The organism is Pelagibacterium montanilacus, assembly GCF_003992665.1.
Classification (GTDB): Bacteria; Pseudomonadota; Alphaproteobacteria; order Rhizobiales; family Devosiaceae; genus Pelagibacterium; species Pelagibacterium montanilacus.
The window spans coordinates 262,844-283,194 of the sequence record NZ_RZMX01000014.1; the positions used below are offsets into that span (position 1 = coordinate 262,844).

Consider the following 20,351-nt stretch of genomic DNA (forward strand, 5'->3'; position numbering starts at 1 on the left):
ACGCAGCGCCTTGCGCGCATGCGTTCCCTTGGGCTGAACCGTAAGTCAGGCCCTCATTGTATGCAATAGAAAAAACTTTGTAGACAAATTCTGGAAACGCGTATTATCGTTCGACTGCTTCCTGATGCGAACTACGGGCGCAAGGAAGGCCACGCCTGTCGGTACGGGCGCGATCGGAACCACGTAGGAGGGAATTCATGACATTCATATCCACAAAGGGCGTACTGGTAGGCGTTCTCGCCGCAGGGATCAGCGCGACCGCATTCTCTGCAGCTTCCGCTCAGGAAACTCTGCGCATGGTCGGCGCATGGGCGCTCGGCTTCTCGCCCACCGGCGAAATCGGCCAGAACTTCATGGACAATGTGAACCGTCTCGGCGAGGGCGTCGTGCAGATCGAATATCTGGGTGCGGACGATGTCCTGCCTCCGTTCGATCAGCCCGAAGCTCTGGTCAACGGCGTATTTGACGTCTGGTATGGCGCCCCCAACTATTGGGCCGGCGTGGTCCCTGGCGGCGACATCACCGAGCTTTCCCCGCACCCCGTGCCCGATGGCGGACCCGGCAGCGAGCTCTATGACTTCATCGTGGGCCTTTATGAAGCACGCGGCGTGCGTCACATCGGTCACGCAGCGGGCGACATCGGGGTCGGGGTGCACTATTTCAGCACCAACTTCCCCGTGACCTCGATCGACGATCTCGAAGGCCGCCAGATGCGCGTGACCCCGCTTACGCGTCATATCGTTCAGGCTGCGGGCGGCGAGTCCGTCACCCTGCCGCCGTCCGAAGTCTACCTTGCGATGGACCGCGGCACCGTGGACGGCTTTTCCTGGCCGGTCGCGGACGGGTTCACCCGTTATGGCTGGCAGGACGTCACCGACTACATGATCGACCAGCCGATGTACCGCAGCGGCGGCAGCATCGCCATGAACCTCGACAGGTGGAACGGGCTCTCCGAGGAAGCTCAGGACATCCTGCTTCAGGCCATGGCCGAGACTCAGGAATGGACCCCAGGCTGGTTCGCCCAGAACCTGGAAGAGCAGACCACCCTCATGCAGGAAGCCGGGATGGAAATCCTGACCCTCTCGGAAGAGGAAGCCGAGCGCTGGAACACCGTGGCGGTCGATTCCCTGTGGGCCTACTATGAGACCATCTTCGACGCCGAGCAGATCGCTGAAGTCAGGGCGCTGTTCGACGCCGCCGAGTAACGGCAGATCATGATATGTGCCGGGCGCTGGCTTCAAGGTCCGCGCTCGGCACGTCTTTTTCCCGGAGGAGAAGCGGAATGAAGGCGCTGGGCCGTGCTTTCGATACCATACTCAACGTTCTGGCCGTCATCGCCGGCGTGATCCTCGTGTCCATGATGCTGATGACCGTGACCAAGGTCGGCATGCGCGTGGTGATGAACCACGGCATTCGCGGCGTCGACCAGATCAGCGGCACGATGATGGTCTACATGACGTTCCTGGGCGCGGCATGGGTCCTGCGCAAGGAAGCGCATGTGACCGTCGATCTGATTGTTGCGGTCGTGCCCGACAAGGTGCGGCGTATCATGCACGTCACGTCGTCCCTGATCGGAGCCGCCGCGTGTTTTGCAGTGACCTGGTTCGGCACCAACGCCGTTCTGCTGTCGCTGAGCCGTCAGGTCGTTGTCGCCGCCGAACTCGAGATTCCGCGCGCGATCAATCTCGTGGTCATTCCGCTGGGCTGTCTGCTTTTGGGCATCGAGTTCCTGCGCCGGGCCATCCGTTTCTATCGCGGTGACGTTCCCGCGACCAAGCCTTCGGAGATCTGACATGGCCTGGTGGCAATTCCTTATCTTCTTTTTTGCCGGTCTCACATTCCTGATGTTCATGGGCGTGCCGGTAGCCATCGCGTTCCTCGTGGTCAACATGGTCGGCGTGTTCATGCTGTGGGGCGGCTTCAATGGCTTCAACCAGCTGATCCTGAGCATCGACAGCTCGATCTCGACCTTCTACCTCGTGCCGATCCCCATGTTCATCCTCATGGGCACGCTGATGTTTTATTCGGGCATAGCGCCGCGGATGATCAAGGTGATCGACCAGTGGCTCGGCTTCATTTCCGGCCGTCTCGCCGTCCTGACCGTGGGCGCCGGCGCTGCGCTCGCGACCCTTACCGGTGTCGCCATGGGCAGTGTGGCCATGCTCGGTTCGACCCTGACCCCGGAGATGGAAAAGCACGGCTATTCGCGCTCGCTCTCGATCGGACCGGTGCTCGGCAGTGGTGCGCTCGCCATCCTCATCCCGCCCAGCACGCTGGCAATCGTTCTGGCCAGCGTCGGCGGGTTCTCGGTGGCCAAGACCCTCGTTGCCATTGTCGCGCCGGGCATCCTGCTGGCGATCATGTATGTGCTCTACATCCTGATCCGCGTTAAGCTGCGGCCACACGAGGCGCCGGCCTATCACGTGCCCCATGTTCCGCTGGGCGCCAAGGTCAAGGACACGGTGCTCTATCTGCTGCCGCCACTTTCGATCGTGGTGCTGGTCATCGCGTTCATCTTTTTCGGCTGGGCGACGCCCACCGAATCCGCGGCGATCGGAACGTTCCTGACGTTCCTGCTCATGGTGGCCTACGGCAAGGCCAACCTAGCCAATCTCAAGACTGCGGTCGGGCAGGCCACGCAGCTTTCGGTGATGATCCTGATGATCCTGACCGGGTCCGCCGCCTTCAGCCAGCTTTTGAGCTTTTCGGGCGCCACCTCCGCGATCACCACTCTGGCGACGACGCTTCCCGTCGAGCCGGTGATCCTGATGCTGCTCATGATGCTCATCGTGATCGTGATCGGCATGTTCATCGAGCAGACCTCGATCGTTCTGGTGACGATCCCGATCTTCCTGCCGATCATCAATGCCATGGGGTGGGACCCGATCTGGTTCGCCGTCATCATGATGGTGAACCTGGAACTGGCGACGATCACGCCCCCGGCAGGGCTGTCGCTCTTTGTGATGAAGGGCGTGGCGCCGGCCGGCACCACCATGACCGACATATACTGGGCCGCGCTGCCGTTCATCATGATCAACATCCTCCTGATGGTGATCCTGATCCTGTTCCCGCCCATCGCGCTGTGGCTGCCCAGCTTCATGTAATCCAGAGCGGGCGGCCCGGCCGCCCTGCTCAATGCCCGAAGAAACCTCCGGAGTTATTCCCATGAGCCAAGATACCCGCAAAGCCATTCTTGACACCATCGATGCCAACCGCGATGCGGCCGTAGCCTTCCTCCAGAAAATGATCACCATCCCTTCGGTCACCGGCGACGAGGCGGCGATCCAGGATTTCGTGGGCGGATACATGTCCGATATCGGGCTTGAGGTGGATTCCTGGGAAACCGATTGGGAAGAACTCAAGGAGCACCCGGGCTACCGGCCGGTGGCGCGGGGTTATGAGGGCCGCCCTAACATCGTGGCGACGCACAAGGGCACGGGTGGCGGCCGCTCGCTGCTCCTGAACGGGCACACGGACGTCATCCCGGTGGGCAATGGCGAGGGCTGGTCGGACAACCCATGGTCCGCGAGCATCAAGGACGGCCGGATCTACGGGCGCGGCTCGGCGGACATGAAGAGCGGCGTGGCCAGCCATATCCTGGCCGTGGAATATCTCAAGGCGGCAGGGGTCAAGCTCAAGGGCGATGTGCTGATCAACGTGGTGATCGACGAGGAAGTCAGCGGGCACGGCACACTCGACACCGTCATCCGCGGCTATAAGGCCGATGCCGGAATTTCAGGCGAGACCAGCGATCTCGCCGTACAGCCGGCCTGCATCGGGCGGATCTGGTTCGAAATCTCCGTTGCCGGCAAGGCCGCTGGCATCCAGAAGCGCTATGAGGGCATCAGCGCGATCGAGTTGGGCAACAAGGTCGTTGCCGCGGTCAAGGAGCTCGAGGACGAGCGCGTGGCCACGGTCACCCATCCGCTCTATCCCAATGCGCTGGATTCGCTACCCTGCATGATCGGCAGCTTCCAGGCCGGCAACTATCCCAGCGCCTTCCCGGACACTGCCGTGCTCAAGGGCAGCATCGGGACGGTCCCGGGTGAAGACCATGAGGGCGTCAAGCAGAGTCTGGTGGACAAGATCGCCGCCATGGCCGCGCAGGATCCCTGGATGAAGGATCATCCTCCGGTGGTGCGGTTCGTGGGCTACGACGCCGAGGCGTCGGAGATTCCGGTCGAGCACCCGGTCGTGGACCTCGTCTCCAAGGCCTATACCGAGATCACGGGCAAGGCGCCCGTCATCAGCGGGCGTCAGGGCGCTGCGGACACCCGCTTCCTCAACAGCTACGGCGAAACCCCGACCGTCATCTTCGGTCCCGGTTCCACTGCGGTCATGCATTCGAACGACGAGTACGTCTCCCTCGAGGACTACATCACCGCGATCAAGGTGATGGCGCTGTGCATTTATGACTGGTGCGGCGCCGAGGAGGCCAACTAAAGGAATATGCCATGCCTGCCATCAAACAGGTCTTTACCGTCAATCACCCCCGCGATGTCGTCTGGGACAAGTTCCAGGACATCGACGCCGTGGTGGAGTGCCTGCCCGGCGCATCGCTGACCGGACCCGTCGTCGACGGCAAGGCTAAGGGCCGGGTGACCGTCAAGCTCGGCCCGGTCAAGGCCGATTTCGGCGGCGAAGCCGAAATCACGACCGACGAGGCCACCCATACCGGCAAGATCGCCGGGGTGGGCATCGACAAGAACCACAGCTCCCGCGCCAAGGGCACCGCGACTTATACGCTCGAGGATGCCCCCAACGGCGGCACGGTCGTGACCGTGGACGTGGAATATTCGCTGTCCGGTTCGCTCGCCCAGTTCGCACGCGGCGGCATCGTCGATGCGGTTGCCGAGCAGATCTGCCAGGACTTTGCGGCCAATCTCGAGGCCGAGCTGTCCGCCGATACGTCCGAGCCCGCGCGTGCTGCACCGGGTTCCGCACCCGTGGAGGGCGAAGGGGTTTCCCCGATCGCTCACGAGGCGACGACCCAGCCGGCTCCGGCCGTGGCGCCAAAGCGCAAGCAGACCGAACTGAACGCATTCGGACTGTTGTGGACGGTGTTCAAGAAGCGGATCGCCCGGCTGTTCGGGCGGGGCTGACGCCCGCGGCGACCCGTCTGGCATTGGACAGGCCCTCAAACTAGGATAGGCACCGTCCTGAACAAGGGGGTGCCTGTCTTGCGTGATATTGAGGCGCGATATCGACCCGCGACCTTGCTTGCCGTGGGCGACAATGGGCTGCTGGTGCGGTTCGCGAGGGAGCTGGAGGAAGAGGCGACGCAGCGCGCGATCGCCTTTTTCCGCGTTGCCGAGCAGGCGGGGCTGCCGGGCGTCGTGGAGATCGTGCCCAACCTCGTATCCGTACTGCTGCGATACGACCCACGGGCAGTGAGCTTTGACGCTCTTGCCGGCGAGGTGCGTCTGCTGTTCGCGCGCGAGGCGGTGCCGGGTTCAGAGGCGGGGGCCTATCGGATCGGAATCCGGTTTTCAGGGCCGGATCTGGCCGAAGTTGCCGAAAGGCTGGGCCTTTCGCGCGATGAATTCATCGAGAAGCACAATCTGGACCCCATGCGGGTGCTCGGGGGCGCGTTTGCGCCGGGGTTCATCTATTGCGGATTGCACCCCGAGGACATGCGCCTGCCGCGCAAATCGGATGTGAGGCCGACTGTGCCGCCGGGCAGCGTGCTGTTCGCAGCGGGGCAGACCGCCATAACCTCGACGACCATACCCACCGGCTGGCATGTGATCGGCGAGACCGATTTCCGCAATCTCGACCTTTCGGCCATGCCTCCGACCCGATTGCGAGCAGGCGATGTCGTCCAGTTCGAGGCCTTGTCTTGAACCGGCTCGAGATCACGCGCGCCGGACCGCTCACCTCGGTTCAGGATGCCGGGCGTCCCGGAATGCTGGGATACGGCGTGGCTGCATCGGGTCCGATGGACCCGTCCGGCTTTGCGCGGGCGCAAGCTGCAGCCGGCGTGAGTTGCGGCGCGGCGGTCGAGTTCAGCATGGCCGGGATGGCGTTCACCTACCGGGGCGGCGGCGCCACGCTGGGGCTTGCCGGAGGGGCGTTTACAGCGAGCCGCAATGGCGAGCGGCTGACCTGGCCGGGCGGCGCCAAGCTCCAGGATGGGGATATGATCGATATCCGGCCCGGACCGTGGGGCAATTACGGCTATGCCCGGTTCGACCATGAGATCGACGTGCCGGTGCTCATGGGAAGCCGGTCCACCAATGTCACGGTGGGGCTGGGGGGCTTTGGCGGCAGGGCACTTCGCGCGGGCGACGCGCTGGCTCTGATGGCGCTGGCGAGCGCCCCCGCATCGCTTCGGGCTGCTGGGGACGCGCCCGATCCCGACCAGCCGATCCGGTTCATCTGGGGCATTCATGCCGACATGTTCTCGCACGATGACCGGGCGGCGTTCTGCGACACGCCCTTCGTGGTCTCCCCGCGCATCGACCGCATGGGCGTCCGGCTCGTGGACAATGGCATATTCGCAGGCCAGCGCATTCTCTCTCTGGTTTCGGACTGCGTGGTGCCGGGCGACGTGCAGGTGCTGGGCGACGGGACCCCGATCATCCTGATGGCCGATCACCAGCCGACGGGCGGCTATCCGCGTATCGCCACGATCGTCGGGAAGGATCGCCCGCGGGTTGCTCAGGCGCGGCCCGGTGCATCGCTGCGCTTTGCGCCCATTTCCCTCGACACTGCACGGAGGCTTGCCCTGTGACCCGCTCGACCCCGCTCGATCTGAACGCCGATATCGGGGAGGGCATGGCAGACGATGCCAGGCTGCTCGAGATCATCACAAGCGCATCGATCGCGTGCGGCGGGCATGCCGGGGATGTCCCGACGATGCGCGCGGCGCTGCGGGGGGCAAGAGCCAATGGCGTTCGGGCAGGGGCCCATCCCGGATTTGCCGATCCCGAGCATTTCGGCCGGAGGCGGCTCGCGCTTGGGCCAGAGGAAATCTGTCGCCAGGTCGTAACCCAGACCGCCGCCCTTATGGCCGTCGCCGCCGAGGAGGATGTGCCGGTGGCCTACGTCAAGCTTCACGGGGCGCTGGCCAACATGGCTGCCGAAGATGTGTCCCTCGCGCGCCGGGTCTATGCCGAACTTGCCGACCGATGGCCCGATCTGGCGATCATGGCGCTCGCGGGGTCCGCTCAGCAGCACGCTGCCGAGGCCCTGGGCCTCGGGGTGATCGTCGAGGCCTATGCCGATCGCGGCTATGCCCCCGACGGCCTTCTGGCCTCGCGGAGCCTGCCCGGTGCGGTTCTGACAGACGCTGACGAGATCGCCGCACGTTGCCTGAGGCTGGCCCGTGACGGTGAGATTGTCGCGACCGATGGCACGACAATCGCCATCGCCGCGCAATCGCTCTGTGTGCACGGTGACACGCCCGGAGCCATTGCGATCGCGGCCAAGGTACGTGATAGGCTCGAGGACGCCGGACTTCTTCAGGGCAAGTGGAGAAATTGACGATCCATTAACAGCTTGTATACAAAGCTATGGTTGTTGGAAGGTGCGCATGCGCCCGTTTCGGGGCGCGGCGTGAATGCGGGACACGAACCTCACGGATTGACCTGACCATGACTGATACGCCAGCCGCGACGCGCAAGCGCCATTCACGACTGACGGTAATCGCGCTGGGCCTCGCGGCCATCACCCTGGCCGGGTGCGAAGGCGGTCCTGCCGATCTTTTTGCAGGCAATGAATTCTTCTCGGAATCGTCAATGGGCGTTTCCGCCTCGCCTCGTGTGACCACTTCCAAGAACGTGCCGAAGGGGGGAGGGCGCTATCAGGTCGGTCAGCCCTACACCGTGGCGGGCCAGACGTTCACGCCGCGCGAACAGCCCGGGCTCGACCAGACCGGGCAGGCCTCCTGGTATGGGCCGGCCTTCCACGGCAGGCTGACCGCCAATGGCGAAGTGTTCGACCAGTACCATCTGTCTGGCGCGCATCCGACGCTGCCGCTGCCTTCGTATGTGCGGGTCACCAATCTCGACAACGGAACGTCCGCCATCGTGCGGATCAATGACCGTGGTCCCTTCTCCAAAAGCCGCGTGATCGATCTCTCCCGCCGCACCGCAGAGGTTCTGGGCTACAAGCAGCAGGGCATGGCGCGGGTCCGCGTCCAGTATGTGGGACCGGCGCCGCTCGAGGGCGACGACACGCGGTTCCTGACCGCAAGCATCAACCAGCCGATGCCCGCTTCTGCCGGGGCCACCCGCATGGCCTATGCCGACGAGCCTGCGGCAGCGCCCGCTTCCTCGGCGGTTGCCCAGGCGTCCGCTCAGGCCATGGTTCCGCCCGCCGATCTGCCGTTCCAGCTCCTCTCGTATGGGCAGTCCGGCCAGTCGATGGGTGTTGAGCTCGAGGTCGAACCCAATGGCGAGCCCGTGTGGATCGCGCTGGGCGAATACGGCGATCCGCTGGTCGCGACCGAGCTCGAGCAGTCCTTCGCGCTGCTCGGAGCGGTCGAGCGGCGCGAGCTTGTCAACGAGGGGCGCGTGGACTCGGTGCACCTTGCCCTTACCCATCTTCGCGCAGGTGTGACCGGCGAGGATGTGACGAATCTGGCCGCCGAGCTTGGCTTACCTGCCCCGATTTTGTATTAGACTGACTGCGATCACCGCATAACTCTCACCGGCATTTCTGCCGTGGAGGCTGCGCGCGGCGGTATAGAGGTCGGATATGGTAGCTGTGCGTCCGTTGTTCTCGAGCCTCGTGCTCGCATTCGCCCTCTGGCTCGGCGCCATTGCGGCGGCCTTTTCGCAGGCGGAGTTCGAGACCAGCGCGCCCTATGCGCTGCTGATGGACCATGCGTCGGGCACGGTGCTCTACCAGCGCGACGCCGACGCGTTGTTCCATCCTGCGTCCATGGCCAAGCTGATGACAGTGGCCGTGGTTCTGGACATGGTCCAGTCCGGTGAGCTCAGTCTCGATGATGAATTCATCATCAGTGAGCATGCCTGGCGCACGGGCGGTGCGCCGTCCACCGGCTCGACCATGTTTGCCGAACTGGGCTCCATGGTGCGGGTCGAGGATCTGCTGAAATCGGTCGTCATCCAGTCGGGCAATGACGCGTCGATCGCGCTGGCCGAGGGTATAGCGGGAAATGAAGCGGTTTTTGCTTCGATGATGAACGAGTTTGCCGACCGGATCGGGATGGAAAATTCCAATTTCACAAATCCCAGCGGCCTGCCCAATGAGGACATGGTCTCGACAGCGCGGGACATCGTGACGCTTGCGCGCTACATCATCAACGAATTTCCCGAGTATTATCCGTGGTTTGGCGAGACAAGTTTCACCTGGAACAACATCACCCAATCGAACCGCAACGCGCTGATCGGCCAGCTCGGGATCGATGGTCTCAAGACCGGGCACCTGGGCGAGGCGGGATATGGCATCGTGGTCTCGGGCCAGCAGGGCGACCGGCGGCTGATCGGCCTCGTGCACGGGTTGGAGACGGAATCGAGCCGCACCGAAGCGGCGCGACAACTCATGACCTGGGGCACGCGGGCGTTCGAGCGGGTCGCCGCTTTTGCGGATGGTGATGTGGTGGGCGAGGTGCGCGTCTATGGGGGCGAGCGGTCACACGTCGCGGTGAGCGGTGAGGGTCCGATCGATCTCTACCTGCCGCGCGGCAGCCGGCGGTGCATTTCGGCCAATATCGTCTATCAGGCTCCGATCAGTCCGCCGGTCGAACAGGGGCAGCTGCTTGCCGAGTTGAACATCCTCTGCGATGATCGCCTGATCCAGACGGCGCCGCTCTATGCGGCCGAGTTCGTGGGGCAGGGCGATCTGACGCGCCGGGCAGCCGACGCTTTGGTCGAGCTGACGCTGGGCTGGCTTTAACGAAGAACCGCATGCAATCATCCGACAATGGCAGCCGAGAACGCGGGCGTTTCATCACCTTTGAAGGGGGTGAAGGGGTCGGCAAGTCGACCCAGGTCCGGCACCTGGCGGCGCGGCTTGGCGCGTTCCACATTTCGGCGGTCCAGACGCGTGAGCCGGGCGGCACGCCCAAGGCCGAGGCGCTGCGCTCCTTCATCCTGCGGGGCAGCCCGGAAAGCTGGGGCGTGGGTGCCGAGGCGGTGCTGTTCGCCGCAGCGCGGCTCGATCATGTCAACGAGTTGATCGCGCCCTCGATCGCCGCCGGAAAATGGGTGATCTGCGACCGGTTCGCGGATTCCACCCGTGCCTATCAGGGGCTCACCGGCGGTGTGGACGAGCGGCTGATCGATGCGCTCGAGGTGCTGGCGCTCAATGGCCAGCGTCCGGACCTCACGATCATTCTGGACATGGAGCCCGAAACGTCGTTTGCGCGCATCCGCAAGCGGGCGCAGGCCAAGGGCGAAGCGGCGGATCGCTACGAGCGCGAGGATTTCGAATTCCATCGCCGGCTGCGCGACAATTTCCTCTCGGTAGCAGAGAACGAGCCCGAGCGTTGCGTGGTGCTGGCCGCCGACACCGACGAGGAGGGGCTGGCCGAGGTGATATGGACCATCGTCAAGGCCCGCTTCCCCGAGCTAGCCGAGGCGGAGCAGGCGGTTTGAGCGCAGAGGTCCGAGAAGCCGATCAACTGCCCGATGTGCCGGCGCCCGAGTTCGTCACCCGCCTTGAGGGCCACGAGGGCGTTCGCAACACGCTCGAGACGGCCTTTCGCACGTCTCGCGTGCCGGGCGCGGTCATGCTGCACGGGCCACGGGGCATCGGCAAGGCGACGCTGGCGTTCTCGCTGGCGCGTGCTCTCTTCACACTGACCGGCGACGAGCCTGCCGATCGCACAGACGCGCAGGTCTCGGCTCTCTCGCACCCCAATCTGGCAGTGCTGCGCCGCAGGCGCGACCCGAGCTCGGACAAGTTCGCCTCCGCAATCCGGGTCGATGACGTCAGATCAGCGCGAGACAGCCTGCACCGCACGAGAGGGCGCGCGGGCTATCGCGTGGCGATCATCGATGCGGTCGACGATTGCAATGCCAACTCGGCCAATGCGCTGCTCAAGATTCTCGAAGAGCCGCCCGCTGAAACGCTGTTCATCGTGATTTCCCATAAGCCCGGCGGCCTGCTGCCCACGATCCGGTCGCGCTGCCAGAGCTTTGCCATGCGCGGGCTGGCCGATGACGACGTCGCGCGCGTGCTTCAAGCGCGGCGGCCCGATATCGCCGAGGCCGAGCTGGGGCGAGCCGTCTCGCTGGCGGGAGGGCGGCCAAGGCGAGCCCTGGAGCTGCTGGGGCTGGCCGAGGGCGAGGTTCTCGACGCGCTCGGAGTCTGGCTTGAGGCGCCATCGCGGCACCCGGCGCGCGGCCATCTGACCATCGCGGATGCGCTCGCCGCGGCAAAGGACGGTGCGGAAATGGGGTTCGCCCGCGAGATGATTCTCGAGTGGATCGCAAGCCAGGCGAGGGCCATGGCGGGGCAGGGCGGCGCGGCGCGTTTCCGGCTTGCCTCGCTCAATGCCTTGTGGGACAAGGCAAACGCTCAGTTTGCGGATGCCGACATCTACAATCTCGACCAGCGTCAGGCGCTGATCGCGATTTTCGACGCCATCCGCCACCATGAACGGCGGTTCACCACAGCGGATCAAGAAGTTCGATGACCAAGCCCACCTTCTATATCACCACGCCGATCTTCTATCCCAATGGGGTGCCTCATATCGGCCATGCCTACACGGCCATGGCCACCGACACGATTGCGCGCTTTCACCGGCTGGACGGCAAGGACGTGTTCTTTCTGACCGGTACCGACGAGCACGGCCAGAAGATGCAGCAGACTGCGCAGAAGGAAGCCATCACTCCGCTCGAACTGGCCACGCGCAACTCAGACGTCTTCCGCAAGCTCTGGGCCAGCCTCGACATCTCGTTCGACGACTATATCCGCACCACCGAGCCCCGGCATCATCGTGCGTCCGAGGCCATCTGGCAGCGGATGGCCGACAATGGCGATATCTATCTCGACAGCTATGCCGGCTGGTATTCGGTGCGCCAGGAGGCTTTTTTCGACGAGGGCGAAACCACGCTCGGGGACGACGGCGTGCGGCGCGAGCCGCTCGGATCGCCCGTCGAGTGGGTCGAGGAAAAGAGCTATTTCTTCCGGCTTTCCGCCTACGGTGACAAGCTGCTTGCCCATTATGATGCCCATCCCGAATTCATCGCCCCCAATGAGCGGCGCAATGAGGTCCGGAGCTTCGTGAAATCCGGGCTGCGCGATCTTTCGATCTCGCGCACGACGTTCGACTGGGGCGTTAAGGTGCCCAGCGATCCCGACCATGTGATGTATGTGTGGGTCGACGCGCTCACCAATTACCTTACCGCGACCGGCTACCCAGACGAGGGCGCCGAGCGCAGCCGCTTCTGGCCCGCCGATGTGCATATGATCGGAAAGGACATCGTGCGCTTCCACGCGGTCTACTGGCCGGCGTTCCTGATGAGCGCGGGCATCGACTTGCCCCGCCGCGTCTTCGCCCACGGGTTCCTGTTCAACCGGGGTGAGAAGATGTCCAAATCGGTGGGCAATGTGGTCGATCCGTTCGAGCTGGCCGAGCGCTATGGCGTGGATGCCATGCGGTACTATTTCCTGCGCGAGGTGTCGTTCGGCCAGGACGGGTCCTACAGCCACGAAGCCATCGTCAACCGCATCAATGCCGACCTCGCCAACGATCTGGGCAATCTGGCCCAGCGCTCGCTCTCGATGGTTGCCAAGCATTGTGACGCGAGCGTGCCGGTGTGCGGCGCGCTTTCTGCCGAGGACGAGGCCATTCTGGGCGCTGCCGATGCGCTGCGGGCAAAGACGGCTGCGGCGATGGACGAGCAGGCCATCCACACAGCGCTGGCCGCGGTTTGGCAGGTGGTTGCCGATGCCAACCGGTATTTCGCGGCCCAGGAGCCCTGGGCGCTGCGCAAAACCGATCCCGAGCGCATGGCGACGGTGCTGTATGTCACCCTCGAGGTCATCCGGCAGATCTCCATTCTGGTGCAGGCCGTGATGCCGGAATCGGGGCGCAAGCTGCTCGACCTGCTGGCGATCGCCGAGCCTGACCGCATGTTCGCCGCTCTGGGAGAATCGGGCCGGCTGGTGCCTGGCACGCCGCTGCCGGCGCCCCAAGGCGTGTTTCCGCGCTATGTCGAGCCGGAGACCGGGGACGCCGCGTGATCCTGATCGACAGCCACTGCCATCTCGATTTCGATGTCCTGCAGGACGATCTGGAGGGCGTCGTCGCGCGTGCCCGCGAGAACGGGGTGACCGGAATGGTCACCATATCGACCCGGATCGCGAAGTTCTCCGCGCTCGTCGGGATTGCCGAGCGGATGGGAAATGTCTGGTGCACGGTGGGAACGCATCCGCACAATGCACATGAAGAACTCGATATAAGTGCACAGAAAATAATAGAATTGTCGCGACATCCTCTCTGCGTCGGTATTGGCGAGGCCGGGCTGGACTATCACTATGACTCGTCGCCGCGCAACGCCCAGGCCCAAGGGTTCCGCGCCCATATCACCGCGGCGCGCGAGACGGGCCTGCCGCTGGTCATCCACGCCCGGGCGGCCGACGAGGACATGATTTCGATCCTCGAAGAGGAAACCGGGCAGGGGGCCTTCCCCTTTGTCCTGCACTGCTTTTCTTCGGGCCGTGCGCTGGCGGAACGCGGTCTCGAGCTGGGCGGCTATGTCTCGTTCTCGGGCATCGTGACGTTCAAGAATGCCGCGGAAATCCAGGACGTGGCGCGCATGGTGCCGGCCGACAGGTTCCTCGTCGAAACCGATGCCCCGTATCTTGCGCCGGTGCCGTTCCGAGGCAAGCCGAACCAGCCGGCCTATGTGCGTCATACTGCCGGGAAAGTGGCCGAACTGCGCGGTGAAACGCTCGAGACGATCGCGGAACAATCCACGGCGAATTTCTTCCGGCTGTTTTCCAAGGCAAGGCTCGCGCAATGACCGGTGAGCCGGCCGAGCGTATCGTTGCGACGATTCTGGGCTGCGGTTCGTCCGGTGGCGTGCCCAGGATCGGCAATGTCTGGGGCGCGTGCGATCCGGCCAATCCCAGGAACCGCCGGCGGCGCTGCTCGGTGCTGCTCACCGGCACGCGGGCCGACAGCACGGGCGCGACGCGCGTCGTGATCGATACCGGGTGCGACCTGCGCGAGCAGATGATCGACGCCCGGGTCAGTGAAATCGACGCGGTGCTCTATACCCATGACCATGCGGACCACACCCATGGTATCGACGACCTTCGGGTGCTGGCGCTCAATGCGCGCAGCCGCGTGGACTGCTACATGACCGAACCGACCGCGCGGCGTCTCCACGAGGCCTTCGGATATTGTTTCGCATCGCCGGCCGACAGCGCGTATCCGCCGATCCTGAACGCCCATATCATTGCCGATGGCGAGCGCATGACCATCGATGGTGCCGGGGGCCAGATCGAGATCGCAGCATTCGAGCAGACCCACGGCACGATCACCTCGCTGGGTTTCCGGATCGATGCCTTCGCGTATTCCTGCGACCTGTCGGCATTGCCCGAGAGTTCGGAATGGGCCGTCACGGGCCTGGAGACATGGGTGCTCGACGCATTGCGCTACTCGCCGCATCCGAGCCATCTGAGCCTCGAGGAGTCGCTGGCGCTGATCGCGCGACACGCGCCGCGCCAGTCCGTGCTGACCAATCTGCATATCGATCTCGATCATGACATCCTGGATGGTGAGACGCCGGAACATGTCAGGCCTGCCTATGACGGCATGGAGATCGTCATTCGGGGCTGATTTGGCCGATGGATCCCGGATTTCGGGCGTTTGCAGACACGCATAAGTTCCATAATATATATTATGCGAATTTCTGATGGCGGGTTTGGCGCCGGGATGGGCTGGCAGCGTGCGATACCCTGCCTTGCGTGGGACGCCCTTTCGTTGGCCGCGCAGGCTCGTATGATGACGGCGCCAACCGACTCAGCATTTCCGTCTCACTCAGCCACCGGAGCTTCCCATGCAGCCATCGCGAGACCTGTCCACGCTTCTTGAGATCATGGCGCGGCTGCGCGATCCCGAGACGGGTTGCCCGTGGGACATCGAGCAGGATTTCGCGTCCATCCGGCATTACACGATCGAGGAAGCCTATGAAGTCGCCGACGCCATCGAGCGCGAGGACTATGAGGATCTGCGCGACGAACTCGGCGATCTGCTGCTCCAGCCGGTGTACCACGCCCAGATGGCGTCCGAGCGCGGCGTGTTCGACATCGGCGACATCATCCTAGCTGTCACCGAAAAGCTGATCCGGCGCCATCCGCATGTGTTTGGCGACGACGAGGCCGGGACCGCAACAACCAGCGAAACGCGCTGGGAGACGATCAAGGCGGCAGAGCGGGCGCGCAAGGCGGAACGCCGGGGCGGGGATACGCCGCCTTCCCTGCTCGATGACGTGCCCGTCGGCCTGCCTGCCCTGCTTCGGGCTTCCAAGCTGGCCAAACGCGCGGCCCGTGTAGGCTTTGATTGGCCCGATACGGCATCGGTGATCGGGAAATGCAGCGAGGAGCTCGAGGAGGTCCGCGAAGCGATGGAGAGCGGCAACGAGCGCGCCCAGGTCGAGGAGATCGGCGATCTGCTGTTCTCGGTCGCAAATCTTGCGCGCCATGCCGGCATCGATCCCGAAGCAGCGCTGCGCGAGGCCAATGCCAAATTCGTCAGGCGCTTCCAGTATGTCGAGGACAGGTGCCGGACCGACGGCATCGCGGCCGAAGATGCGGGCCTCGAGCGGCTGGACGGCTATTGGAACGAGATTCGCCGGCGCCACAAATCAACCCTCGATGGCGTTGATCCGTCCGGCGAACCGATCGAGAAACTCTGAGCGGTTCCGGGGCAGCACGCGCACCACGAAGCTGGTGCCCTTCTCGTCGGGTTCCCTGCGCTCGAGCACTTCGGTGTGCTCGTAGAGCCAGCCTGTGTCCGAACTGGCGCTGTGCGGGACCAGCACGTAAAAGCGCCGGGAATCCCTGGCGAGGCACTTCTCGATCGCATCGAAGAGCTGTGGAAGCCCTTCGCTGGTCAGGGCCGAAACGGCAACCGTGGTCTCTACGCGTCCGACAGCGCGAACCGAGCTCAGCCCCCTGCCCGATTCCTCTGCATCGGGCGGCAGCCGGTCGATCTTGTTCCAGACCTCAATGATCGGCGTAGTCTCACCACTGACGCCCAGATCGTTGAGCACCGAGAGAACATCGCTCGCCTGGGCGGAGTGATCGGGATTGGAGATATCCCGCACGTGCAGAATGACGGACGCGTCGATCACCTCCTCTAGCGTGCCCCGGAAGGCTGCAACGAGGTCGGTGGGCAGGTCCGAGATGAACCCGACGGTATCGGACATCACAACGTCGCGCCCATGGGGTAGCCTGGTCTTGCGCACTGTGGTGTCGAGCGTGGCAAACAGCAGGTCCTGCGCCATGACGCCGGATCCGGTCATCGCATTGAAAATGCTGGATTTTCCGGCGTTGGTGTAACCCACCAGCGCCACGACCGGGAACGGAACGGATTCGCGCGGGCCGCGCTGCAACCGTCGGGTGCGGCGGACTTTCTCCAGCCGCTTTTCGAGCAGCACGATGCGGTCCTGGATCTGGCGACGGTCGGACTCGATCTGCGTCTCGCCCGGCCCACCGAGAAAACCACCGCCGCCGCGCTGGCGCTCGAGGTGGGTCCATGAGCGCACAAGGCGCCCCTTCTGGTAGTTGAGATGGGCAAGGTCGACCTGCAGCACACCCTCACGGGTAGCCGCGCGTTCGCCAAAAATTTCAAGAATGAGGCCGGTCCGGTCGAGCACTTTCACGCCCACAGCGCGCTCGAGGTTGCGCTGCTGGATCGGCGACAGGCTCGCATCGACGAGCAGAAGTTCGATGTCTTCTGTCTTGGCCTGCTCGACGAGTTGCTCAACCTGCCCGCCGCCGAGATAGGTCGCCGGCTTGACCTCCCGGACTCGCATCACCTGATCGAATCGCAGATCGAGATCGATCGCTGCTGCGAGCGAGACGAATTCGGCGTGCCGTGCTTCGGCGGTGCGTTTGGTGTCCCCGCCACGGACGTCGGGCGTAACGACGCCCGCGCGCGTACGGTGAATAACGCGGTCGATCAGCTCGCGCCCGCGTCCATGGGATTCAGCGTTCCCGTCTTCAGAATTCAATCGGTGTTGCTCTCAGGGTCAAACAGCTGGATCGGTGCACCGGGCATGATGGTGGAGATCGCGTGCTTGTAGACAAGCTGGGACTGTGCGTCGCGACGCAACAGAAGGCAGAAATTGTCGAACCACGTAATCACGCCCTGCAGCTTGACGCCGTTCACCAGGAAGATGGTGACGGGGACCTTTTGCTTGCGGACATGATTGAGAAAGGAATCCTGCAGGTTCTGCACCTTTTCATTGGGCATTTTTCGGCCTCTTGTTTACCTCGGCGCCGCACGCAGCCGGTGTTCCGGGCCTGCGTGAGCATGGGATGCTATGCTCGATAGCCGCGCCTTACAACGCAACTATGGCACAACAAGTTGCACCTGCCTACCGGCGATTTCCGGTAAGCGCCGCGAGCACCACGAGTATCTCGATCCGCGCGACCAGCGCCACCGCCGAGATCGAAAGCAGCATGGAGTCCGGCACCGGTGCCGTTCCCGGTGCGGGAAGCGCGGAGGCCACGACGTTGCCGACCTGCGCGAACGACCCGCTGGCAAGCGCCGCCGCCTGGGGCAGTTCCAGACCCTGAGCGGCAAACAGCAGCACCGATACGGTCAGTGTCAGGATGGCGAGAAAGAACGTGCTCCAGACAGCCTTGGCGATCTCGCGGGGCCGCTCGTCGTACTGGACGTCGTCGCGCAGCAAGGCGCTGGGATAGACGAGCCGGTTGAGTTCGTTGGCGAGGTGCTGAAGCATCGTCGCGATTCGGAAGAACTTGATCCCGCCCGCGGTCGAATACGAGCAGCCGCCCATGAAGATGATGAGCAGGATGACCTCGAGCGGCAGCACCACGCCCACGCGGCTGTCATGGGTGATCCCCGTGGTGGTGAGGATCGAGACCGTATCGAACGCGAAGCTGAACGATTTGCGCCAGCCCTCGAAGGTCGGATGCGGGATGAACAGCGAAACGAGCAGGACGATCGCCAGAAGCGCGGCAAAGCTCGTGAGAAACAGAGTGCCCTCGGTTTGCTCCCGGGCCATGGACCAGCGCCGCGCAACGATCATCCGGTGCCAGACGATCGAGGTGGCGCCAATGACCATGAACACCATCATCACCAGTTCGGCGCCTGTGTTGGTGAGCACGCTTGCCCCGCTTTCATGCGGAACAAAGCCGCTCGTGGAGAGCAGCCCCAGCGAAAGCGGCACGGCGATGTCGGGCGGGACCCGAAGTATGACGAGTATCAACGCGCAGAGCGCGGTCAGCGCGGCATAGGGCCAGAGCACGGCGGTGAAGGTGCGCCAGATGCGCGGGTCTGTCTCGGTGCGCGCGTGCTGGACAAGGCGCAACTGCGCGTTGGGCGTGCCGCCCACCTGATAGGGACCCATCACATACACGGCCAGAAGCAGGGTCAGGAGGCCACCAAGCCAGGCCACGGTTGCGCGGTAGACGCCCATTGCCACGGAAATGTCCTGCGGCGGCTTGAGCGCTACCCCCAGCGTTACGGCGGCGGAGCTGGCCTCAAAGAGCGCGGGCACCAACCCCTGCCCTTCGAGCAGCACGAACACCGGCGTGGCAGCCGCGACGAGCGATAGCCACACCACGACGGCCGCGGCGAATATGCCCGCGCGGTTGAGCGTGCGCGCTCGCGAGCGCAATGCCATGATCGTGATGCTGGAGACGAAGGCATAGAGCGCTGCGACCAGCACGATCGCCTCGAAGACACGCCAATTGCCCTCGATGACCGCCGCGGCGGCCGGCAGGGTCATGCCGGCCGCAAAGACCGCAAAGACGATGGCTGACAGGATGGCTGTGGTCGGCAATACGAATTCCTCAGAAGAAGTCGATGCTAACCCTGAACATCTTTTCGACCTGGCGCAGGTTCGCTGCAAGCGCAAACACGATCACGAAATCCCCGGCGCGGACCACGGTGTCCCCGGTCGGCATGATGGCCTTGTTCCCACGCACGATCGCGCCGATGCGCACGCCATCGGGCACCGCGAAATCGCGCAGCGGCACGCCGACCAGCGTCGAGGTCTCGAGCGCTTCGGCCTCCAGCAGCTCGGCAGCGCCGTTGGCGAGGGTATAGACCCCGCGGATGCGGCCGCGCCGGACGTGGCGCAGAACCTTGGACACGGTCACCGAACGGGGATTGATGAAGGCGTCGACCCCGAGCCGGCGGGCTATGCGAGGATAGTGGCCCTGGTTGACCAGCGCGATATTGGCCCGGCATCCCATTTCGCTGGCGAGGACCGAGGAAAGGATGTTGGTGCGGTCGTCATTGGTGAGCCCAAGGAACATGTGGGCGTCCCGCACGTCGACTTCGCGCAGGATTTCGGCCTGCAGCGTGTCGCCGAACACGACGATCGAGCGGTTGAGCGCCTCAGCTGCGGCCTGGGCATTGTCGCGGTTGCTCTCGATGATGCGCACCGAGGCCGCATTGCCCTGCTCTTCGATCTGTTGTGCGACGTAGCGGCCGACATTGCCCGCGCCGGCGATCACGATCCGCGAGGGAGGATCCTCGTCGCGCCCGAACAGGCCGAGGACGCGGCTGACCTGGTCGCGCGACACGGCCACCACGGCCTGGTCCCCGGCCAGGAGGTGCTCATGGGAGTGGAGAACGCGCATCTCCCCGTCGCGGCGCACACCCATGACGGTGGCCTGCAGGTTGGGGAAAAGGTCGGTGAGGTGCCGCAGCGGCGTGTCGACCACCGCGCAGTCCTCGCGTACGTCCACTTCGATCACGATCACCTGCTCGTCCTCGAAGGTGATGATCTCATTGGCCCCAGGATAGGCCATGCGCTGCAAGATGAGGTCGCCAACCTCCACTTCAGGGGAGATGATGACGTCGATGGGCAGGTGCTCGCGCGAAAAGAGGTTCCGCCATTCGGGGTTGAGGTAGGACTGGGAGCGAATGCGGGCGATCCGGGTGGGCACTTCGAAGATCGAATGGGCGACCTGGCAGGCGGTCATGTTCACTTCATCGACCTGGGTCACCGCAATGAGCATGTCGGCGTCACGGGCGCCTGCCTGGGCCAGGACGTCCGGGTGCGAGCCGTGGCCGGAGATACCCCTGGCATCGAGCGTATCACGCACACGCTGAACCAGCGCGGGGTTGCTGTCGATGACGGTAATCTCGTTGCCTTCGGCCGACAGGCGCTCGGCGATGCCGTACCCGACCTGCCCGGCCCCGCAAATGATTACGCGCATTG

The 20,351-nt window shown here is 64.2% G+C and carries 20 protein-coding genes; 16 read left to right on the forward strand and 4 right to left on the reverse strand.

Annotated features, from left to right (window positions below; translation table 11 throughout):
• The first annotated feature begins 197 nt into the window (after positions 1 to 197).
• The 16 genes from dctP to mazG all read left to right on the forward strand — a co-directional run bounded on the left by dctP (position 198) and on the right by mazG (position 15,842).
• Positions 198 to 1,205 carry a TRAP transporter substrate-binding protein DctP gene (dctP, locus tag EO136_RS06185; RefSeq protein ID WP_127143585.1) on the forward strand — a complete coding sequence of 336 codons (1,008 nt, stop codon included), beginning with the start codon at positions 198 to 200 and terminating at the stop codon, positions 1,203 to 1,205.
• A 77-nt stretch (positions 1,206 to 1,282) separates the two neighbouring features.
• The gene (locus EO136_RS06190) at positions 1,283 to 1,792 is read left to right on the forward strand and encodes a TRAP transporter small permease (protein ID WP_164730466.1); all 510 of its coding nucleotides are present in this window, start codon (positions 1,283 to 1,285) and stop codon (positions 1,790 to 1,792) included.
• 1 nt (position 1,793) lies between these two features.
• Positions 1,794 to 3,104, forward strand: a complete 1,311-nt coding sequence (locus EO136_RS06195; RefSeq protein ID WP_127143587.1) for a TRAP transporter large permease — start codon at positions 1,794 to 1,796, stop codon at positions 3,102 to 3,104.
• A gap of 61 nt (positions 3,105 to 3,165) precedes the next feature.
• The gene (locus EO136_RS06200; protein ID WP_127143588.1) at positions 3,166 to 4,443 is read left to right on the forward strand and encodes an ArgE/DapE family deacylase; all 1,278 of its coding nucleotides are present in this window, start codon (positions 3,166 to 3,168) and stop codon (positions 4,441 to 4,443) included.
• A gap of 11 nt (positions 4,444 to 4,454) precedes the next feature.
• The gene (locus EO136_RS06205) at positions 4,455 to 5,102 is read left to right on the forward strand and encodes an SRPBCC family protein (RefSeq protein ID WP_127143589.1); all 648 of its coding nucleotides are present in this window, start codon (positions 4,455 to 4,457) and stop codon (positions 5,100 to 5,102) included.
• Between the two features lie 78 nt (positions 5,103 to 5,180).
• Complete coding sequence (locus tag EO136_RS06210) at positions 5,181 to 5,843, forward strand: 5-oxoprolinase subunit B family protein (RefSeq protein ID WP_164730467.1); 663 nt, start codon at positions 5,181 to 5,183, stop codon at positions 5,841 to 5,843.
• Positions 5,840 to 6,733 carry a 5-oxoprolinase subunit C family protein gene (locus EO136_RS06215; protein WP_127143591.1) on the forward strand — a complete coding sequence of 298 codons (894 nt, stop codon included), beginning with the start codon at positions 5,840 to 5,842 and terminating at the stop codon, positions 6,731 to 6,733. Before EO136_RS06210 ends, EO136_RS06215 begins: the two co-directional genes overlap by 4 nt.
• A complete protein-coding gene (locus EO136_RS06220) occupies positions 6,730 to 7,485 on the forward strand; it encodes a 5-oxoprolinase subunit PxpA (protein WP_127143592.1) in 756 nt (251 codons plus the stop codon). Before EO136_RS06215 ends, EO136_RS06220 begins: the two co-directional genes overlap by 4 nt.
• Positions 7,486 to 7,595: 110 nt before the next feature.
• On the forward strand, positions 7,596 to 8,624 hold the full coding sequence (locus EO136_RS18950; RefSeq protein ID WP_127143593.1) for a septal ring lytic transglycosylase RlpA family protein: 1,029 nt from the start codon (positions 7,596 to 7,598) through the stop codon (positions 8,622 to 8,624).
• A 76-nt stretch (positions 8,625 to 8,700) separates the two neighbouring features.
• Positions 8,701 to 9,864 (forward strand): D-alanyl-D-alanine carboxypeptidase family protein, encoded by a 1,164-nt coding sequence (locus EO136_RS06230; protein WP_127143594.1) that lies wholly within the window; start codon positions 8,701 to 8,703, stop codon positions 9,862 to 9,864.
• A gap of 11 nt (positions 9,865 to 9,875) precedes the next feature.
• The gene (gene tmk / locus EO136_RS06235; protein ID WP_127143595.1) at positions 9,876 to 10,565 is read left to right on the forward strand and encodes a dTMP kinase; all 690 of its coding nucleotides are present in this window, start codon (positions 9,876 to 9,878) and stop codon (positions 10,563 to 10,565) included.
• Complete coding sequence (locus EO136_RS06240) at positions 10,562 to 11,608, forward strand: AAA family ATPase (protein ID WP_164730468.1); 1,047 nt, start codon at positions 10,562 to 10,564, stop codon at positions 11,606 to 11,608. Before tmk ends, EO136_RS06240 begins: the two co-directional genes overlap by 4 nt.
• On the forward strand, positions 11,605 to 13,161 hold the full coding sequence (gene metG / locus EO136_RS06245; RefSeq protein ID WP_127143597.1) for a methionine--tRNA ligase: 1,557 nt from the start codon (positions 11,605 to 11,607) through the stop codon (positions 13,159 to 13,161). The genes EO136_RS06240 and metG overlap by 4 nt, the downstream gene beginning before the upstream one ends.
• The gene (locus EO136_RS06250) at positions 13,161 to 13,943 is read left to right on the forward strand and encodes a TatD family hydrolase (protein ID WP_127143690.1); all 783 of its coding nucleotides are present in this window, start codon (positions 13,161 to 13,163) and stop codon (positions 13,941 to 13,943) included. Before metG ends, EO136_RS06250 begins: the two co-directional genes overlap by 1 nt.
• A complete protein-coding gene (locus EO136_RS06255; RefSeq protein ID WP_127143598.1) occupies positions 13,940 to 14,764 on the forward strand; it encodes an MBL fold metallo-hydrolase in 825 nt (274 codons plus the stop codon). Before EO136_RS06250 ends, EO136_RS06255 begins: the two co-directional genes overlap by 4 nt.
• Positions 14,765 to 14,984: 220 nt before the next feature.
• Positions 14,985 to 15,842, forward strand: a complete 858-nt coding sequence (gene mazG, locus EO136_RS06260) for a nucleoside triphosphate pyrophosphohydrolase (protein WP_127143599.1) — start codon at positions 14,985 to 14,987, stop codon at positions 15,840 to 15,842.
• On the opposite strand, the gene hflX is transcribed toward mazG, so the two are convergent.
• The 4 genes from hflX to trkA form a co-directional block, all read right to left on the reverse strand.
• Complete coding sequence (gene hflX, locus EO136_RS06265) at positions 15,792 to 17,162, reverse strand: GTPase HflX (protein ID WP_246018271.1); 1,371 nt, start codon at positions 17,160 to 17,162, stop codon at positions 15,792 to 15,794. The two genes, mazG and hflX, sit on opposite strands and share 51 nt — an antisense overlap.
• Complete coding sequence (gene hfq, locus EO136_RS06270) at positions 17,159 to 17,404, reverse strand: RNA chaperone Hfq (protein WP_127143600.1); 246 nt, start codon at positions 17,402 to 17,404, stop codon at positions 17,159 to 17,161. The genes hflX and hfq overlap by 4 nt, the downstream gene beginning before the upstream one ends.
• Before the next feature lie 124 nt (positions 17,405 to 17,528).
• Positions 17,529 to 18,962 (reverse strand): TrkH family potassium uptake protein, encoded by a 1,434-nt coding sequence (locus EO136_RS06275; RefSeq protein WP_127143601.1) that lies wholly within the window; start codon positions 18,960 to 18,962, stop codon positions 17,529 to 17,531.
• A 10-nt stretch (positions 18,963 to 18,972) separates the two neighbouring features.
• Positions 18,973 to 20,349, reverse strand: a complete 1,377-nt coding sequence (gene trkA, locus EO136_RS06280; RefSeq protein ID WP_127143602.1) for a Trk system potassium transporter TrkA — start codon at positions 20,347 to 20,349, stop codon at positions 18,973 to 18,975.
• Between the last annotated feature and the right edge of the window lie 2 nt (positions 20,350 to 20,351).

Excerpts from the sequence above, each read along its gene's own strand:
- mazG (WP_127143599.1), top strand. The coding sequence starts at position 14,985 with ATGCAGCCATCGCGAGACCTGTCCACGCTTCTTGAGATCATGGCGCGG.
- EO136_RS06230 (WP_127143594.1), top strand. The coding sequence starts at position 8,701 with ATGGTAGCTGTGCGTCCGTTGTTCTCGAGCCTCGTGCTCGCATTCGCC.
- EO136_RS06190 (WP_164730466.1), top strand. The coding sequence starts at position 1,283 with ATGAAGGCGCTGGGCCGTGCTTTCGATACCATACTCAACGTTCTGGCC.
- EO136_RS18950 (WP_127143593.1), top strand. The coding sequence starts at position 7,596 with ATGACTGATACGCCAGCCGCGACGCGCAAGCGCCATTCACGACTGACG.
- EO136_RS06200 (WP_127143588.1), top strand. The coding sequence starts at position 3,166 with ATGAGCCAAGATACCCGCAAAGCCATTCTTGACACCATCGATGCCAAC.
- metG (WP_127143597.1), top strand. The coding sequence starts at position 11,605 with ATGACCAAGCCCACCTTCTATATCACCACGCCGATCTTCTATCCCAAT.
- trkA (WP_127143602.1), bottom strand. The coding sequence starts at position 20,349 with ATGCGCGTAATCATTTGCGGGGCCGGGCAGGTCGGGTACGGCATCGCC.
- EO136_RS06255 (WP_127143598.1), top strand. The coding sequence starts at position 13,940 with ATGACCGGTGAGCCGGCCGAGCGTATCGTTGCGACGATTCTGGGCTGC.
- EO136_RS06205 (WP_127143589.1), top strand. The coding sequence starts at position 4,455 with ATGCCTGCCATCAAACAGGTCTTTACCGTCAATCACCCCCGCGATGTC.
- dctP (WP_127143585.1), top strand. The coding sequence starts at position 198 with ATGACATTCATATCCACAAAGGGCGTACTGGTAGGCGTTCTCGCCGCA.
- tmk (WP_127143595.1), top strand. The coding sequence starts at position 9,876 with ATGCAATCATCCGACAATGGCAGCCGAGAACGCGGGCGTTTCATCACC.
- hfq (WP_127143600.1), bottom strand. The coding sequence starts at position 17,404 with ATGCCCAATGAAAAGGTGCAGAACCTGCAGGATTCCTTTCTCAATCAT.
- EO136_RS06195 (WP_127143587.1), top strand. The coding sequence starts at position 1,794 with ATGGCCTGGTGGCAATTCCTTATCTTCTTTTTTGCCGGTCTCACATTC.